The sequence below is a fragment of the Sphaerisporangium sp. NPDC005289 genome (assembly GCF_040607455.1).
Taxonomy (GTDB): domain Bacteria; phylum Actinomycetota; class Actinomycetes; order Streptosporangiales; family Streptosporangiaceae; genus Sphaerisporangium; species Sphaerisporangium rhizosphaerae.
Window position 1 is genome coordinate 282,463 of sequence record NZ_JBEXGS010000010.1, and the last position, 17,851, is coordinate 300,313.

Annotated in this window: 12 protein-coding genes; 8 read left to right on the forward strand and 4 right to left on the reverse strand. The window is 70.6% G+C overall.

Annotated elements, in window-relative coordinates; genetic code table 11:
- The first annotated feature begins 25 nt into the window (after nt 1-25).
- Entirely contained in the window at nt 26-346 is a 321-nt protein-coding gene (locus tag ABZT47_RS19980; RefSeq protein WP_354843831.1) for a co-chaperone GroES, read from the forward strand.
- A 77-nt stretch (nt 347-423) separates the two neighbouring features.
- Here ABZT47_RS19980 and ABZT47_RS19985 read toward each other — a convergent pair whose 3' ends face one another.
- The 3 genes from ABZT47_RS19985 to ABZT47_RS19995 form a co-directional block, all read right to left on the reverse strand.
- Nucleotides 424-1,257: an alpha/beta fold hydrolase gene (locus ABZT47_RS19985; protein ID WP_354843834.1), complete on the reverse strand. Its 834-nt coding sequence runs from the start codon at nt 1,255-1,257 to the stop codon at nt 424-426.
- Nucleotides 1,258-1,461: 204 nt separating this feature from the next.
- Entirely contained in the window at nt 1,462-2,745 is a 1,284-nt protein-coding gene (locus ABZT47_RS19990) for a helix-turn-helix domain-containing protein (protein ID WP_354843836.1), read from the reverse strand.
- A gap of 389 nt (nt 2,746-3,134) precedes the next feature.
- Nucleotides 3,135-3,557 carry a TIGR02611 family protein gene (locus ABZT47_RS19995; protein ID WP_354843839.1) on the reverse strand — a complete coding sequence of 141 codons (423 nt, stop codon included), beginning with the start codon at nt 3,555-3,557 and terminating at the stop codon, nt 3,135-3,137.
- Nucleotides 3,558-3,918: 361 nt separating this feature from the next.
- On the opposite strand from ABZT47_RS19995, the gene ABZT47_RS20000 reads away from it, so the two are divergent.
- Nucleotides 3,919-5,037: a hypothetical protein gene (locus ABZT47_RS20000; protein ID WP_354843842.1), complete on the forward strand. Its 1,119-nt coding sequence runs from the start codon at nt 3,919-3,921 to the stop codon at nt 5,035-5,037.
- 248 nt (nt 5,038-5,285) lie between these two features.
- Here the strand turns inward: ABZT47_RS20000 and ABZT47_RS20005 are convergent, their stop codons facing one another.
- On the reverse strand, nt 5,286-8,447 hold the full coding sequence (locus ABZT47_RS20005; protein ID WP_354843890.1) for a cellulose binding domain-containing protein: 3,162 nt from the start codon (nt 8,445-8,447) through the stop codon (nt 5,286-5,288).
- Nucleotides 8,448-8,903: 456 nt separating this feature from the next.
- On the opposite strand from ABZT47_RS20005, the gene ABZT47_RS20010 reads away from it, so the two are divergent.
- The 6 genes from ABZT47_RS20010 to ABZT47_RS20035 form a co-directional block, all read left to right on the forward strand.
- Nucleotides 8,904-10,580: a sodium:solute symporter family protein gene (locus ABZT47_RS20010; protein ID WP_354843844.1), complete on the forward strand. Its 1,677-nt coding sequence runs from the start codon at nt 8,904-8,906 to the stop codon at nt 10,578-10,580.
- Between the two features lie 107 nt (nt 10,581-10,687).
- Nucleotides 10,688-11,008, forward strand: coding sequence for a hypothetical protein (locus tag ABZT47_RS20015; RefSeq protein ID WP_354843847.1), 321 nt, complete (start codon nt 10,688-10,690; stop codon nt 11,006-11,008).
- 87 nt (nt 11,009-11,095) lie between these two features.
- Nucleotides 11,096-12,079, forward strand: coding sequence for a LuxR C-terminal-related transcriptional regulator (locus ABZT47_RS20020; protein WP_354843850.1), 984 nt, complete (start codon nt 11,096-11,098; stop codon nt 12,077-12,079).
- Between the two features lie 171 nt (nt 12,080-12,250).
- Nucleotides 12,251-13,369, forward strand: coding sequence for a cellulose binding domain-containing protein (locus ABZT47_RS20025; RefSeq protein WP_354843852.1), 1,119 nt, complete (start codon nt 12,251-12,253; stop codon nt 13,367-13,369).
- A 253-nt stretch (nt 13,370-13,622) separates the two neighbouring features.
- Nucleotides 13,623-16,925: a BTAD domain-containing putative transcriptional regulator gene (locus ABZT47_RS20030; RefSeq protein ID WP_354843854.1), complete on the forward strand. Its 3,303-nt coding sequence runs from the start codon at nt 13,623-13,625 to the stop codon at nt 16,923-16,925.
- 90 nt (nt 16,926-17,015) lie between these two features.
- The coding region (locus ABZT47_RS20035) for a hypothetical protein (protein ID WP_354843857.1) at nt 17,016-17,851 on the forward strand (836 nt) is incomplete at its 3' end.

Consider the following 17,851-nt stretch of genomic DNA (forward strand, 5'->3'; position numbering starts at 1 on the left):
CGCCCGGGCCGAATAAGCTTCAGATGTGGCTGACCCGAAGTTCGAGATCCAGATGCTCCATGATCGCGTCATGGTCAAGGTCGAGCCGGAGTCCGAGGAGCGCCGAAGCTCGGCGGGCATCGTCATCCCGGCCACCGTCAAGATGGCCAACCGCCTCATCTGGGGCGAGGTGTGCGGCGTCGGCGCGAGCGCCCGCCTGGTGAAGGTGGGCGACAAGGTGCTGTTCAACGCCGAGGACCAATACGAGGTCGAGGTCCACGGCCAGGTCTACCTGGTCATGCGCGAGCGCGACCTGCACGCCATCGCCACCCAGCAGTCCGAGCAGGGCACCGGCCTGTATCTGTAGCCCGGCCTGCATCTGTAGCCCGGTCTGTATCTGGAGCCTGGCCTCGCCGCGCTCGGCGAGGCCGGACTTGAGGTGCCTCAGCCGAGGGGGTTGAGGCAGTTGATCCGCCCGCGCGGCGCCCCGAGCTCGTCCAGCACCAGCCGCTGCACCACGGGGTCGAGGATGACGCCGAGATGGGCGCTGAAGTCCAGCGGGCAGACCTCCTGCAACAGCACGTTGCGCACGCCCGGGCCGCTGAGGTAGCCCGAACCGTAGGGCGTGACCACCTCGTCGTAGCGCGTGGCGATCACGGCGTACTCCACCCCGGGAACGGTCTCGCCCCCGGAGTTCAGGGCCGCCAGGAACGCCGAGCCGGCCATCTGCTGACCGCACGCGGGGCAGGCGTCGGTGATCGGCCCGGTCAGGCCGAGCAGGTTGCCCAGAGTCACCAGACCGCTGAGTGTGGTGCCGTGGTTGGACGGCGCGATGCCGACCAGCTTGCGCACCTTGGCCGCTCCCCCGAGGAACTTCAGGTAGTGGCGCGGCATCATGCCGCCCTGGGAGTGCCCCACGATGTCGACCCGCTGCGCCCCGGTGGCCGCGAGCACGCGGTCGACGAAGGCCGAGAGCTGCTGCGCGGAGCGGGCGATGTCGCCGGTGCCCTGGATGAGCGCCCCCGGCGTGCCGCCGTAGTCCAGCGCGAAGACGCAGTACCCGGCCCGCCTGAGCACCGGCGAGATCGCCGGCCAGTTGACGGCCATGTTCGCGAAGGTGCCGTGGACCAGGACCACCGGGCGCGGATGGGCCGAGGCCGGCCGGCAGGCCCAGTCGTTCGCCCCCTGCGGCGAGGTCTCGGCCCGCGCGGTGCCGGTGAGGGCTGAGGTGATCAGCACAGCGCCGGCCAGCACCGAGAGGACGGCTCGAAAACGCATGACTTTCCCGCCTTCCCACCCATTGAGCGGGCGTTTCGGGTGAATGGCAGAAAAGTAAATCGAAAAGGGTCCGGACGACTTGTCCGTGGCGATGAAACGCACCCGTCAGGCTGTCACGTGGATGACAAAACCGCGTATCGGGCAGGCCGAGAAGAACTCACCACATGCCCCGGACGCGTTTTTCCGCCGCGTTCTCCCCGGGTCTCAGCGCATGGCTTGCGATGTGGACGGCGCGGCCAGGGCCCGGGCGCGCAACGCTATTTCCAGCTCGAAACGGTCGTCGGGAGAGGTGAGCTGGTCGCTGAAGAGTTCGGTGGCCTGCCGCAGGCGGTAGCGCACGGTCTGCGGATGCACGTGCAGGCGGGCCGCCACCTCGTTGGCGTTGTGGCCGCACTGCAGCCACGCCAGCAGCGTCTCGGCGACGCGGTCGCGCTGGGCCGGGCGCAGCGCGCGGAGCGGGGCCAGCCGCGTGCGGCGCATGACCCTGACCAGCGCCTCGTCCTTGAGGATGATCAGCGTGGCCAGGTGGTCGGCGCAGCGGACCACCCGGCCGGACGGCAGCACGCCGCGGCGCACCAGGTCCAGCGCCTCGCGGGCCAGCCGCAGCGACTGCGCCGCCTCCCGCACCGGCACCGGCGGGCCGATGACGACCGTCCAGTCCCGCAGGCCGCCGTCCAGCATGGCGGTGCGGCCCGGCCCATCGGGGTCCGGCACGAGGAGGAACGGGTCGGATCGGTCGAGATCGAAAAGCACGTCGGGCGGCAGCGCGGGCCTCACCGGCAGCCCCCCGATCGCCCCCGCCACGGCCCCGACGCCGTCGGGTCCCGCGGGAGCCGCCGGTCGATGCCCGTGGCCCGCCGCCCTGGGGGCCAGGGCGACCCCGGTGACGGTCCTGGGCACCGGCCAGCCCACCGCCCTGGCCAGATCGTCGACGGCGCGCGGGTCGGCCGGAGGGTCGGAGACCAGCAGGTCGAGCAGGCGCCGCCGGCGCAGCTCCAGTTCTCCGGCGACCCTGATCTGCGCCTGCGCGTACCCCTCGGCGGCCGCCGCCGCGATCTCGTCCAGGTAGACCAGAATCGCCTCGCCGGCCGCGCACAGCCCCTCGCGCGACAAACTCGGCGTCTCCGACGACAGCGCCAGGCGGCGCCATGCCACGCGGGCGCAGATGCGCAGGGCCGCCTGGAGGGAGTCCAGCGGCCGGCCCTCGTTCGCCTCGCCCTTGCCGATCGCGCGGAAGACCTCGGCCACCCGGCCCGGGCCGGAGCCGTCGCCGGGGCCGGAGCCCCTGGCGAGGAACAGCCGCAGGGCCTCCTCCACCGCGCGCCGCACGGCCGAGACGTAGGTCTGGTCGCCGGGCCGGGAGTACTCGGGCACGCTGGCCTGAATCTCACCCAGCATCTCCTCGGCCAGTTCGGGGAGATGGTCGCGGATGACGTCGGCGAACGCGCCGGGCATCCGCGGCGGCGCCGGGGCGGCGAAGGCGCTCACCCGCGTCTCTGGGCGGTGCTCACCTGTTCTCCTGGACGAGCCGGCCTTCTCCCGCGAGCCGGGCGTCCCCGGAAAGCGGGCCCCTTCGACAAGGCGGCCCTTCCGACGAGGCAGGGCTCCTGGACGAAGCGCACCTTTTGAGCACAGCAGGTCCTCGCGACGGAGCGAGGCTCCTGGTCGACGCGCGGCTCCTCGACGGAGCAAGGACCGGGTCCCGTCTCTGGACAGCGCTCACCTTCACCCCTCGGGTCCGGGCAAGATCTCCAGATGCGGACGTTACTCCAATTTCACCGCGTTCCTATGCTTCTGTACGCATTTCTCATAGGTCGGGTTCTCACCCCGGTGACAATCCGGCACAGAGCGACGCCCCCGGCGCGATGGAGCAGGGGTCAGGTGACGAACTGGCGGGCCTGTTGGATCAGGTCGATGCCGAGGCTGAGTTTGAGCATGGCCCAGACGATGACGGCGGCGGTCGCGAGCGTCACGGCGCCGACCAGGATGCGGACCGGCCAGTTCTGCCGTTTGAGCCAGTCGGTCCAGCTCTCCAGGGTGCGCTTGGCGAACTGCAGCAGCCGGTGGGCCCACTCGAACTCGGTGGCGAGCACGGCCAGGCCGGCGAAGACGATCAGCCACCCCGGGCCCGGCAGCGGCACCAGCAGCAGGCCGCCGATCACCAGCGCGGCCCCCACCACACCGACGACGATCTTCAACGTGAGGCGGCCGGTGCGGGTGGAGCGCACGCCGTCCAGCCGGCCCCTGAAACCTTCACGGCGGGCGTTCTTCGTGGCGTCGCCGCGCCTGTCGTCGGTCACGGCCACTTCTACCCCCTGTCCGACCCCGTATCCGTGTCCAGAATAGGGGCGATGCTCCGCCACCTGCCTCATCCGCAGGTCGAACTCGTGGTCCGCCTCCAGGCGGAGACGACCCTGACTCCACCCCGGCGGCCTCGCCGGTTTTCGGTCGGCCGGTCGCCTCCGACAAGGACCGGCCGATGTCCCCCTACCCCGAGACGGGCCTCGCCACCACCGATGTTGGGTCTTCTCAACGAGGGGCGGCCGGGTTATCAAGAGCGCTGGACACGGTGTGATTTCCACGCACCGTTCCGATCACCCGCGCCGGGGCCGCCGGCGCCGCGTTCTTGATCCGCCGGCTCTGGAGTGAACGGAGGACGACATGCGTCGACCACGGAAGGTTCTCGCCCGATTACTGTCCATCACCGCCATGCTCACCGCCATGCTCACGGGCGGGCTCACCGCGGCGGCCACCGGCGCGCAGGCCGCGGTCCCCGACAAGTGGGGTTTCGCCTTCGTGGACACCACCTCGGGAACCCCCGATCCGACCCACCAGGCGGGAAGCTGGTCCGCCGGATCGACCGTCACGGTCAGTCCCGGTGTGATCGGCGAGGTGTTCGTGCGGTTCCCCGGCATCGGCGTCTCCCCCTCCCGCGTCGATCCCGGCGTCGCCCACGTCACCGCGATGGGCCAGACCGCCGTGTGGTGCCAGATCGAGAAGTACGGGGCGGTGGGCACCGACGAGATGGTGGCGGTCCGGTGCTACACCTACGGCGGCAGGCCGATGTTCACGCCGTTCGCCATCACCTACGCCTCCAGCACCGGGCCCCTGCCGTCGCCGGCGGCGCTGGGCTATCTGTACTGGGACGGCTCGGGCCTCGCCGCCTCCTACAACTCCACGGGCAGCGCCAACACCGTCGTGCCGTCGCTGTCGCCGGGCGTGTGGACGGTCATGTTGAACGGGCTCGGCCCCGCGCGCGCCTCGGGGAACATCCAGGTGACCGCGGTCGACTCCAGCGTGCCGGCCCACTGCAAGGTGAGCACGTGGTCGCCGTCGTCGAGCGGGCAGAAGATCTCGGTGCGCTGCTTCGACGCGGTGGACGCCCCGCTCAACACCGGCTGGACGCTGACCTACCACAACGAACGCGCCGTCACCGGCGGGGCGATCCCGCCCAGGAACTTCGCCTACACCTTCGACAACGACCCGGCCAACCCCGGTCCGTACACGCCGGTGCCGGCCGGTGTCACCTTCAACTCGGTGGGGTCCTTCAACGAGATCCAGACCGCCGGGTTCGGGCTGCGCCTGGTGACCTTCCACAAGGTCGGCGTGCTCCCCGACGACGTCCAGGTCACCGCGTACGGACGAGGGCCCGCCTTCTGCAACCTCCTCGCCCGCTGGGGGACCTACGGCAACGAGGTGACGGTGCGCGACGTCGCCTGCTACGAGGGCGGCCGGGCGGTGGAGAGCGCCTCGATGGTCACCTACGTCTCCGCGTACTGACCTCCGCGTACTGACCTCCGCGTACCGATCTCCACGGACCGATCTCTGCGGACCGATCTCCGCGGACCAATCTCCACGGACCGACCTCCACGGACGGCGAAGCGGGCCCGGCGCCTGGAGGGCGCCGGGCCCGCGTCCGCCACCACGCCGGCCGGCCGGGTCTCGGCCGGCCGGCGGCGCGGGTGGCCCGTCGAGCCGGTGTCGCCGATGGGCCCGGCGGCGGGTGTCCGCCGGGCCGGTGGCCGAGATCAGCCGGCGGTGCAGGTGACCGGCGACGGGACGGCGTTGGTGCCCGTAGAGGAGGCGCCGAAGCCGAAGGTGGTGGAGGCGCCCGCCGCGAGGTTGCCGTTGTAGGAGACGTTCTTCACCGTGACGTTGGCGCCGCTCTGGGTGAGGGTGCCGTTCCAGAGCTGGGTGATGGTCTGGCCGTTGGCGAAGGCCCACTTCACCGTCCAGCCGGTGATGGCGGCGGTGCCGGTGTTCTTGACGGTGACCTCGCCCTGGAAGCCGCCCGGCCAGGAGTTGGTTACCGCGTAGGTCGCCGTGCAGCCACTGTTGCCGCCGCCGGAGGTGGTGGTGAAGGTGACCGGGCTGGAGGCGGTGGAACTGTTGCCCGCCGCGTCACGCGCCACCACGTAGAAGGTGTAGGACGTACTCGCGCTCAGGCCGGACAGCGTGAAGGTATTGCTCGTCGCCGTCCCCACCTTCACATCCGTCGTCCCCGCCTCCCGGTACACGTCATACCCGCTCACCCCGACGTTGTCGGTCGAGGCCGTCCACGACAGCGTCGCCCCCGAAGAGGTCACCGCCGACGCCGTCGGCGTCCCCGGCTTCGACGGAGCCGTCGTGTCAGGGGTGCCGCCGGAGGTGGTGGTGAAGGTGACCGGGCTGGAGGCGGTGGAACTGTTGCCCGCCGCGTCACGCGCCACCACGTAGAAGGTGTAGGACGTACTCGCGCTCAGGCCCGACAGCGTGAAGGTATTGCTCGTCGCCGTCCCCACCTTCACATCCGTCGTCCCCGCCTCCCGGTACACGTCATACCCGCTCACCCCGACGTTGTCGGTCGAGGCCGTCCACGACAGCGTCGCCCCCGAAGAGGTCACCGCCGACGCCGTCGGCGTCCCCGGCTTCGACGGAGCCGTCGTGTCAGGGGTGCTGCTGCCGTCGCGGTCGCCGTAGATGATGCCGCGGCCGTTGGTGCCGATGTAGACGCGGCCGTAGACGCGGGGGTCGCCGGTCAGGGCCTCGCCGATGTTGCCGTACTGGTGCTGGTCGTCATTGACGCGGATCCAGGTGCCGGCGGTGTCGTCGGACCGGTAGACGCCGTAGACGCCGTCGACCCGTCCGGCGAGGTAGAGCGCCTGGTAGGTCTTCCCGGGCGCCGCCTTGCCGAAGCCGATGTTGGTCGCCTCGGTCACGCCGCTCACCTTGGTGAAGGAGGCGCCGGAGTCGGTGGAGTGCCACAGGCCCCCGGTGCCGCCGGCCAGCCAGATGTCGCCCTCCGTGCCGGGCAGCGCCTTGAACTTCACGCCCGTGGAAGGCAGGCCGCCGGCCGCGGTCTTGGTGAAGGCCGCGCCACCGTTGGTGCTCACGTAGAAGCCCCCGTTGGCGAAGGCGTAGAACTTGTTCTTGTTGACCCGGTCGGACTCGACGACCGCGTTGGCCGGCGCGCCGGAGGACTGGCTCCAGCTGTTGCCGTAGCCGACGGAGTAGACGACCGGCTGACCGGAGTCACCGGGCGCCCAGACGAACCGGCTGCCGTCGGCGGCCGCCGCGACCGTGCCGCCGTTGTTGACGCCACCGGGTTCGGTGCCCTGGAACCAGTTGGCCCCGCCGTCGGTGGAGAAGGCCACGTGGCTGTCGTTGGGCCGGTCGGAGTCGGTGAAGTCGCCGGCCCTCACCATGATGCTCGGGTTGGTCTCGGCGTAGTCGAGGCTCCTGGTGCTGGTGAAGACGGGCTGGGTGAACATCATCGACGGGACCTTGGTCAGGTCGTTGTGCCGGAACCCGCCGATGTCGCCGAGACCGCTGACCAGGGGCGCGCCGGACGGCGGGCTGATCAGGTCCAGCACCGCGGTCTCCTCCAGCCCGATGACCGTGGGCTTGATGGTGAACTGCCCGCCGGTGTCCCACTTGGTGAGGTCGGTGGTGCCGTAGATGGTCGCGCCCGTGCCGTACATCATGCGGTCGGAGTTGAACGGGTCGATCTCCAGCGACTCGGTCATCCACCCCAGCTTGGGGGTGACCTCGGGCGGGGCCGGGTTGGTGCCGAAGGTCAGCCACGGCGTGGCGGAGATGTCCATCTTGTAGCGGAACGAGCGGTCGGGATAGCTGGTGAAGTCCCATACGCGCGTCCAGGTGGCGCCGGAGTCGGTGCTGCGGAAGAAGATCACGTCCGGCCACCAGGAGACCTGCGTGGCCACCATCAGCGTGCCCGGGTGCTGGCGGTCGACCGACAGGCCGCTGTAGCCGAAGTAGTCGTCGGAGCTGCTGGACGGAATGGGGCTGATCTGGGTCCACGCCCCCGTAGCGGTCGTGTACCGCCACACCTCGCCCTTGGCACCGTCGTACGGTCCGCCGGTGTCGCTCGTGGCGATGTAGAGATAGCCGTTGGTCGTGTCCAGCACGCCCTTGTGCGCGATGTAGCCGGTCGGCTGGCCGGAGACCCGCTCCCAGCTCGTCCCGCCGTTGGTGGTGCGGTAGACGGTGTTGCTCTTGTCGGCGACCCCGACGTAGATGGTCTGGGTCGCGCTGCCCGAGCTGCCGGTGCGCTTGTCGAAGGTCACCCACACGACGCCCTGGTTGTCGCCGTTGTAGGCGTCACCGGGGCTGGCCACATAGTTGCCGGCGTTGGGGAAGTTGGTCACCTTGGCCCAGGTGGCCCCGGAGTCGGTGCTGCGCCACAGGCCGTTCCCGCTCGGCGCCCCGAAGTACAGGACGCTGTTCTTGTTGGGGTCGATGGCCAGCCGCTCTCCCATGCCGCGGCCGGGCATGTTGCCCCCCAGCTTGAACGGCAGCGGCGAAGCCTGCCAGGTGGCGCCCTTGTCGCTGGAGCGCAGGATGGCGCCGTTGTTGGGGTCCCAGGAGTTGGTGTACATGCCGGCGGCGGCGTAGACCTTGTTGGGGTCCACGGCGTCGGTGGCGATGCTGACCACGCCGTTGTAGCCCCAGTTGTCGAACCCGACCCAGTCGAGCAGCGGGGTCCACGTCTGGGACGACGCGTTCCACCGGTAGGCGCCGCCGATGTCGGTGCGCGCGTAGATCAGGTCCTTCTGGCTCTGGTTGAAGACGATGCCGGGGACGAACCCGCCGCCACCGATCTGGACGTTCTTGAAGGTGTAGGGCTCGGACGCGGCGGCCGCCGACGGCGGCGCCTGCACACCCGCGAGGAAGCTGGCGGCGAGCGCCATCGCGAGCATGCTGAGGAGCTTCTTGCGCATGAACGGTTCCCTTCGGATCGCCTCGAAACGCTTCGAGAACGCGGTCTACCGCCATGCACGATCAGGTGGGACCCTGACCGTCGACCTCCAGCGTGCATGGTACCGATGAGGCTCCTGACAGCCTCCGCCGAAGGTTCACACAACCCGTGCCAGGGCGTCAATAGTTTGGCGCTCAAACATTCTCCGGCAGGCGCGGGCGTGCGCCGGCCCGGCGGGAACCCTCGGCGGCAGGGCGGGAAAGCGGCCGGCGGCGACCCCGCCGGCCGACGGGGACGGGCCCGCGCGCCTGGCGGAGGCAGGCCCGCGGGACGACCAGGGACGACCGGGACGACGACCGGGGTGCGGCAAAGCCACGGCCACCGGCGGATCTCACAAGTGGCACGAAGCAGCAGGTGAAACCATGAAATTTCCGGGTAACGGGCGATGGTGCCTCATCACCTGACTCTCGCGGCGCAGGATCTGCGGCTGGACGTCAACCCTCTTGACTACCTCATCCTCGCGCTGTACTTCGTCACCGTCCTCGGCATCGGCTTCGCCGCGCGCCGGGCCATCAAGACCAGCCTGGACTTCTTCCTGTCCGGCAGGTCCCTCCCCGCCTGGATCACCGGCCTGGCGTTCCTGTCGGCCAACCTCGGCGCCACCGAGATCCTGGGCATGGCCGCCAACGGCGTGCAGTACGGCGTCGCCACCGTGCACTACTACTGGATCGGCGCCGTCCCGGCGATGGTGTTCCTCGGCATCGTGATGATGCCGTTCTACTACCGGTCGAAGGTGCACAGCGTCCCGGACTTCCTGCGCCGCCGCTTCAACGGCCAGACGCAACTGCTCAACGCGATCACCTTCGCCGTGGCGCAGATCCTCATCGCGGGGATCAACCTGTACGCGCTCGCGCTGGTGATGGGCGCGCTGCTCGGCTGGCCGCTGATGCTGTCGATCGTGGTCTCGGCGGCCATCGTGCTCGCCTACGTCGTGCTGGGCGGACTGTCGTCGGCCATTTACAACGAGGTCATGCAGTTCTTCGTCATCCTCGCCGGCCTCATCCCGGTCACCGTCCTCGGCCTGATCAAGGTGGGCGGCTTCTCCGGGCTGGCGGACAAGGTGCGGCGGTCGGCGCTGGGCGAACCCGGTCTGCACGCCTGGGCGAACACCGGGTCGGCCGACGCCAACCCGCTCGGGGCGCACTGGATCGGCATCGTCCTCGGCCTCGGTTTCGTGCTGTCGTTCGGCTACTGGACGACGAACTTCGCCGAGGTGCAGCGCGGGCTGTCGGCGCGCAACACGCGGGCGGCGCGGCTCACCCCGATCGTCGCGGCCTACCCCAAGCTGATGATCCCGGCCGTGACCATCATCCCCGGCCTGGTGGCGCTGGTGCTGTTCAGCGATCTCGGCAAGCCCGGCGGCCCGCAGTACAACTACGCGATCCCGCTCCTGATGGGCGACCTGCTGCCGAACGGCGTGCTCGGCATCGCGGTCACCGGCCTGCTGGCCTCGTTCATGGCCGGCATGGCGGCCAACATCAGCGGCTTCAACACCGTCTTCACCTACGACATCTGGCGCTCGCACGTGAAGAAGGACAAGCCCGATGAGTACTACCTCAAGCTCGGGCGCCTGGCCACCGTGGGCGGCGTCGTGCTCGGCATCGGCACCGCGCTGATCGCGGCAGGGTTCAGCAACATCATGAACTACCTGCAGACGCTGTTCTCCTTCTTCAACGCGCCGCTGTTCGCGACCTTCATCATCGGGCTGTTCTGGAAGCGGATGACCGCGTGGGCCGGTTTCTGGGGCCTGCTGACCGGCACGCTCGCCGCCTTCGCGTCCTACATCCTGTTCAAGGCGGGTGTGCTGGACTTCGGCACCGAGCTGAACGCCACCTTCTGGGGCGCCGGCACCGCGTTCGTAGTGGACGCGGTGGTCTCGATCGTGGTCACGCTGCTCACCACCCCCAAGCCCGAGAGCGAGCTGCGCGGCCTGGTGTACGGGCTCAGCGACGCCTCGATCGCCGACGACGCGCTGGCCGGTGACACGGCCTGGTACCGCTCGCCGGTGGTGCTGGGCATCGGCGCGGTGATCCTGGGCGCCGCCCTCTACATCCCGTTCATCTGACCCATGCCGTTGCCGAACCGATCCGCTGCTCCGCCACCGGACCGCCCGACCACCATCCCGGCGACGGCCGGGCAGACGACCGTTTCGTCCCCGATCGGAGACCTGCTGTGAACGACGAGAGCGACCGCAAGCGCGTCGCCCGGCTCTTCGACATCCGCCGCATCATCGGCGGCCTGTTCCTCATCTACGGCGCCATCCTCACCGTCGTCGGACTGCTGGACGGCGCGGAGGCGGTGCGCAAGGCCGAGGGAGTCCGCATCAACCTCTGGACCGGCGTGGGCATGATCATCGTCGGCGCCGTCTTCCTGGTGTGGGAGCGGCTGCGCCCGGTCGACGCGCCCGATCCTTCCGCCGCACAGGACATGGAGGACATCGACAACACCGAGAAGGAGGCTGAGAACGAGACTGACGAGCGGAGCGCGCCGTAGTCCGGACGCGGCCCTCACCTGCCGGAACGCGGCAAAGTGAGGTTGTATGTGGCCGAATATCCCTATTTCGGGTGTCATGATGGGGACATGCTGGAGCCGGTTGGGCTGAACTCCGTGGAGGAACTGACGTATCGGCTGCTGGTCTCGGCCGCCGAGGCGGAGGTCGGGGAACTCGGGCGGCACACCCGGCTCGGCCCCGAACAGGTGGGAGAAGCGCTGCGGTCGATGGCCGCCAAGGGCCTGGTCCGGGAGGTCTCCCCCGGACGGTTCGCCGCCGTCGCGCCCGACATCGCGCTCGGCGCGTCGCTGCTGCGGCGCCAGCAGTCGCTGGACTGGGCGCGCCGCTCAGTGGAGGAGCTGTCGGAGGAGTACCGCGCCAACGTCCGCCGCAGGGACGCCGCCCAGCTCATCGAGGTGCTGCCCAACCGGGCCGCGATGCGCGAGCACCTGCTGCACATGCAGGACAACGCCCGGGAGGAGATCCTGGGCTTCTGCCTGGCCGGCCCGGTCGCGATGACCGCCGCCCAGAACGACGCCGAGCCGTCCGCGCTCGCCCGCGGCGTGACCTACCGCGTCATCTACGAACGCGCGCTGCTGGAGGAGCCCGGCATGCAGGCCGACGTCGCCCAGGCGATCAAGCTGGGCGAGCGGTCCCGCGCCATCCCGCGGCTCCCCGTGCGGCTGACCGTCGCCGACCGCCGCATCGGCCTGCTCACGCTCGTCCAGCGGCCGGGCCTGTCCGAGCCCACCGCGGCTTTGATCCGCGGCGGCACCCTGCTCGACGCGCTGCTCGCCCTGTTCGAGAGCCAGTGGGACCGCGCGACGCCGTTGAGCGTCATGGACGGCGGCGCCCTGTCGCTGGACGCCGAGACGGCGCCCTGCCCTCTCGACCCTGACGACCTCTACCTGCTGTCGCTGCTGGTGGCGGGCGTGCCCGACAAGTCGATCGCCAGCCAGCTCGGCATCAGCCAGCGCACCGTCCAGCGGCGCGTCTCGGGCATCATGGAGGCGGCCGGCGTCCAGACCCGCATGCAACTGGCCTGGCACGCCGCCCGCGAACGCTGGCTGTGACGGCGACCGTCCCCGGTGAGGGAACGCCATGCGGAGTCAGAGCCCGTCCTTTGTAACTTTCACCGCCGGGCGCCATGTCATCGCAGGTCGAACCGGTTAAGCAGGCCACCTCCTTCCTAGCGGGGACGCCGCCTCCATACCATCGCCACGCGGACGAGGCGGAGGTGGAGCATGGCGACCAGACGCGCACTCCTGGCGATGATGGCGGCGATGATCGGGGTCCTGGCGTACACGGCGCTCGCGCTCGTGCCGCCGGCCCGCGCCGCCACCGTGCGGATAATGCCGCTGGGCGACTCCATCACCGGCTCCCCCGGCTGCTGGCGCGCCCTGCTGTACAACAAGCTGGTGCAGGGCGGCTACAGCGTGGACATGGTGGGCACCCTGCCGCCCCAGGGATGCGGGGTGAGCTACGACGGCGACAACGAGGGCCACGGCGGCGCGCTGGTCACCACCGTCGCCGACCAGAACCAACTCCCCGGCTGGCTCTCGGCGACCCGGCCCGACGTCGTGCTGATGCACTTCGGCACCAACGACGTGTGGAGCAACCGCGCGACCAGTACGACCCTGGCCGCGTACGGCAAGCTGGTCGACCAGATGCGCGCGAGCAACCCGAACATGAAGATCCTCGTCGCGCAGATCATCCCGATGAACCCGGGCTCCTGCCCCGAGTGCGCCCAGCGCGTCGTCGCGCTGAACTCCGCCATCCCCGGGTGGGCGCAGTCCAAGAGCACCACCCAGTCGCCGATCGTGGTCGTCGACCAGTGGACCGGGTTCAGCACCTCCAGCGACACCGGGGACGGGGTGCACCCCAATGCCACCGGCGACCAGAAGATGGCGAACAAGTGGTACCCGCCCCTGGCCGCCCTGCTCAACGGCGCCACCCCGACGCCCCCCGTCACCCCGACCCCCACTCCGCCGACCACTCCGTCGCCGCCGGTCACGCCGACCCCCACCGCGCCGACCACCCCCTCGCCCCCTCCGCCCGGCGGCTGCGCGGCCACCTACCGCGTCACGAACTCCTGGCAGGGCGGTTTCGGCGCCGAGGTCACCGTCAGGAACAACGGCACCGCTTCGCTCAGCGGCTGGACGGTGAGGTGGACCTTCGCCAACGGCCAGACGGTCACCCAACTGTGGAACGGAACCGTGAGCCAGAGCGGCGGCGCCGTGACGGTCAGAAACGCGAGCTACAACGGCGACCTGGGTGCCGGCGCCTCGACCACCTTCGGCTTCAACGGCAGCTGGACGGGCGTCAACAGCGTCCCCTCGGCCCTCACCTGCACCTCCCCCTGACCGTCACACGACGGGTGGACGGCCCCCGAGCGCCCGGGCCGCCCACCCTCGCCCCTCCCCTCCCCCCTGTGGACGCCGTCGCCGGGATCGCCGGCCCTGTCGGTCACGTACGGGATGATCTACGCTGGCTCCCACCGCGAGGCGGGTAACGGTCAGGGGGAACTCCCCAATCGTGTCGAACCGTTGCGTTGGACGAAGGCCGTCCACGGTTCACGTGTTCGGTGCCCCCGGGAGGTCGTCGCTGGAGGAATCCATGGAGTTCCGGCTCCTCGGTCCCATAGAGGTCTGGAACGGTGGCCGTCAGGTGCCGCTCGGGGGGGCGAAGCCGCGAACCCTGCTCACCGCGCTGCTCATCGACGAGGGCCACGTGGTCGGGGCCGAACGGCTCATCGACGCCATCTGGGGCGCGGAGCCCCCGGAGACCGCCCGGGCGGTGTTGCAGACCTACATCTCGTCGCTGCGACGATCGTTCGAGCGCGCGGACATGCCCCCCGTCATCGTGTCCCATCAGGCGGGTTACCTGGCCGACGTCCCCGCCGGCGCCGTCGACCGTTCCGCGTTCGAGACGCTCGTCGCCCAAGGACGCCGCGCGGCCACCGAGGGGCGGCACGAGGAGGCGGCCGAGCGGTTCCGCGCCGCCCTCGCGCTGTGGCGCGGTCCCGCCCTCGGCGGGATGGGCGACTCCTTCCTGCTCGCCGAGGCCCGGCGCCTGGACGAGCTGCGGCTCACCGTGACCGAGGAGCGCATCGCCGCCGACCTCGAGATCGGCCTGCACGAGCAAGTGATCGGAGAGCTGACCGCCCTGGTGGCACGCCATCCCACCCACGAACGCCTTCGCCATGACCTCATGGCGACCCTGAACCACCTCGGGCGGCGGGGGGACGCGCTCGCGGTCTACCGGCAGGGCGTGGAGGTCCTCGCCGAGGAGCTCGGCATCGATCCCGGCCCCGAGCTGCGGCGGTTGCACGAGGGCATCCTGCGAGGGGATCCGCGCCTGTCACCCGGGCACCGCTCCCGGACGCGCCCGCCGGCAACCTCCGCGCCCACGGGCTCGGGGGCGGCGAGCGGAACGCCCGGCAGGCCCGGCCCCGGCGGAGCCGGGCCCGAAAGGTCCGGTGCCACCGGGGCCACTCCCGAGCGGGCCGGTACCGGCAGCACCGGTTTCGCCAGGTTCCCGACCGGAAGGAGCGGTATCGAGAGGGCCACTCCCGAAGCGGCCGGTACCGGAATGGCCTCTCCTGAGAGGGCCGCTCCCGAGAGGGGCACTTCTGAGAGGGGCGCTCCCGAGAGGGGCAGGCCGTACCAGCTGCCTCCCGTCATCCCCGACTTCACCGGCCGGACCGAGGAGACGGTCCTGTTGCGGGCGGCTCTGACCCGGCCGTCCGCCATGCCGGTCTGCGTGATCCTCGGCGCCGGCGGCACCGGCAAGTCGACCCTCGCGTTACGGGTCGCCCACGACGTCGCCGAGCGCTACCCGGACGGCCAGCTCTACGCCGAGCTGCGCGGCACCACCGAGCTGCCGGCGACGCCCGAGGAGGTCCTGGGCCGCCTCCTGCGCGAACTGGGCACGCCCGCGCCGGAGCTTCCGCCGACCCTGGAGGAGCGGGTCAACCGCTATCGCAGCCTGCTCTCCGGCCGCCGCATGCTGGTGGTGCTCGACGACGCGGCCACCGAACGCCAGGTCCGCCCGCTGCTGCCCGGCTCGGCGGGATGCGCCGTGCTGATCACCTCGCGCAACAAGCTTCCGAGCCTCGCCGGCGCCCTGCCGACGGAGCTCGGCACGCTGACCGTCGACGCGGCGCTCGCCCTGCTCTCCCACGTCGCCGGCGCCGAACGCGTCACCGCGGAGCCCGGACCGTCGCGGATGATCGTACGGCAGTGCGGGTACCTGCCCCTGGCCATCCGCATCGCCGGAGCCAGGCTCGCCTCGCGCCGGCAGTGGTCGGTGAAACTCATGGCCGACCGCCTCGCCGATGAGCGGCGCCGGCTCGACGAGCTCGCCGTGGGCGACCAGGAGGTCCGCGCCGGCATCGCCCTGAGCTACGAACTGCTGACCGGCTCGGTCCGCAGGGCGTTGCGGTACCTCGGCCTGCTCGGCCTTCCGCACTTTCCCGCCTGGGTCGCGGCGGCCGCCACCGGGTCGAGCCTCGACGAGGCCGAGCGGGAACTGGAACAGCTGGTGGACGCCTCGCTGGTCGAGGTCGAGGGCGTCGACGCGATCGGTCAGGTGCGCTACCGGCTGCACGATCTCATCCGGCTGTTCGCCCGCGAGCGCGCCGAGGCCGAGGACCCGCCACCGGAGCGCGTCGGCGCGGTGACCAGGGTGCTCGGCGGCTGGCTCTGGCTGCTGTCGAAGGTGCGCGCCGTCGAACCGTCGGGAACGATCGCGGTGCGCGAGTCCTACCGGCTCGCCGTGCCCATCGATCCGCAGGCCGCGCGGGCCGTCCTGGCGGCGCCCCACACGTGGTTCCGCATCGAGGAGGAGCCGCTGGTCGTCGGCGTCGAACTGGCGGCGGGGCTGGACCTCGACGAGGCCGCGGTCGAACTGGCCTCCGCGCTGTGCCATTCCGCCTTCGCCGTGGAGAACCAGTTCACGGCCTGGAGCCGCACGCACGACGCCGCCCTGGCCGTCGCGCGGCGCAGGGGGAACACCGCCGGGCAGGCGACGCTGCTCGCGGAGCTGGGCCAGCTGCGATACGAGCAGGACCGCTACGCCGAGGCGAAGGAGTACTTCGGCAAGGCGCTCGCGATGTTCCGCGCCGCCGGGGACCTGCGGGGAGAGTGCGCCATCCTCACGGGCATGGGCGTCGTCTGCCGCGAACAGGGGCACCTGCCCGAGGCGCTTCACTATCTCGACAGCGCTCAGGGGATGTGGCGCGACGAGGGCGACGAGGCCGCTCTCGCCCACGTGCAGCGGCTGGCGGGGTCGGTCAGGCTGGAACAGGGCGACCTCGATCATGCCTGGAACGACCTGGACGACGCGTTCACGCTGTACAGACGATCGGGCAGCCGGCGAGGTGAGGCGCTGACCCTGCGCACCATGGCCCTGCACCACCTGGCCAGGGAACAGTACGCCGAAGCGGAGCGGCTGAGCGAACAGGCGGCGCACATCTTCGGCGACATGGGCGAACGGCTGCTGGAGTGCTACGCGTTACGCACGCGCGCCAAAGCGTGGCTCCGGCAGGGCAGGTGCGACGAGGCGCTGCCCGCGCTGGACGGCATCCTCGCCGACATGCGGGCCCTGCGCGACCGGTGGGGCGAGGCGATCACCTTGCGCACGCTGGGAGAGCTCCACCTCGCCGTCGGGTGCCTCCAGGAGGCGGAGAGTTGCCTGAAGGAGTCGGTGCGGCAGTGGGAGGAGCTGGGCCTTCCTCTGTTCCGCGCGCGGACCCTGCGTGACCTGGCCCTGCTGCACGAGGAGCTGGGACAGTACGCGGCGGCCGAGGCCGTACGGGCGGAGGCGGTCGAGATCTTCCGGGCGTACGGCTCCCGCGAACACGCGGAGCTCACTCCGCGGCGGAGAACCGGTTCCGCGCAGGAGGACGTCGTTCTGTAGAGCGGCCTACAACGGATTTACAGCGGTATTGGAGCGCACGGTCGCACTCTTTCGGAGCCAGATCGAATCTGTCCCGAAATGAGGCATCCGATGAGTGCATCCCCCTCGCGTCCCGCCCGTGGCGCCCTCCGGCTCGCCGGAATCACCGCCATGGCGCTGACCTGCAGCCTGCTGATCGCGCCCGCCGCCATGGCCGGTCCCACCCCGGCGCCCAGCGCGAAGGCCAGTGACGTCGGCGCGCTCCGAGCCGTCGCCGCGTGCGACGCGAACGGCACCACCTCCACCGACTCCGCCCTCGCGACGCAGCTCAACGGCTCGCTGAAGGCCAAAATGAAGGGGTACATGTCGGCCTACCGCGTCTCCTGCGCGCGGATGGTGGTCAAGGCCGTGCGCGACCGCGGGCTGAACCTCAGGGCCGCCGTCATCGCCATCACCACGACGATCGTCGAGTCGAGCATCGACAACATCAGCGAGGAGCTCGACCACGACAGCCTCGGGCTGTTCCAGCAGCGGGCCTCCTGGGGGACCAGGGCCGAGCGGCTGAACCCGGACTGGGCCACCAACGCCTTCCTCAAGAAGATGCAGTCGAAGTACCCGGACGAGAAGTGGCTGACCGCGCCGATCGGCGAGATCTGCCAGGCCGTGCAGGTGTCGGCGTACCCGGACCGCTACCAGCCGCAGGCCGGCGACGCGAAGATCATCGTCGATGCCATCGTGGCCTCCCAGGCGCCTCCGGACCCGGTCGACTACGGGGTGCTGGACTTCACCCTGTCCGACAGTTTCGACTCCAACACCAACACCCGGCCGGTCATCAGGTACGGCAACAGCCCGATGATCCCCATCATCGGCGACTGGGACGGCGACGGCGTCGACACCCCCAGCGCCTACGACCCCACCACCGCCACCTTCCACCTGTCCAACAACCC

Excerpts from the sequence above, each read along its gene's own strand:
- ABZT47_RS19985 (WP_354843834.1), bottom strand. The coding sequence starts at position 1,257 with ATGCGTTTTCGAGCCGTCCTCTCGGTGCTGGCCGGCGCTGTGCTGATC.
- ABZT47_RS20000 (WP_354843842.1), top strand. The coding sequence starts at position 3,919 with ATGCGTCGACCACGGAAGGTTCTCGCCCGATTACTGTCCATCACCGCC.
- ABZT47_RS20005 (WP_354843890.1), bottom strand. The coding sequence starts at position 8,447 with ATGGCGCTCGCCGCCAGCTTCCTCGCGGGTGTGCAGGCGCCGCCGTCG.
- ABZT47_RS20020 (WP_354843850.1), top strand. The coding sequence starts at position 11,096 with ATGCTGGAGCCGGTTGGGCTGAACTCCGTGGAGGAACTGACGTATCGG.
- ABZT47_RS20025 (WP_354843852.1), top strand. The coding sequence starts at position 12,251 with ATGGCGACCAGACGCGCACTCCTGGCGATGATGGCGGCGATGATCGGG.
- ABZT47_RS20030 (WP_354843854.1), top strand. The coding sequence starts at position 13,623 with ATGGAGTTCCGGCTCCTCGGTCCCATAGAGGTCTGGAACGGTGGCCGT.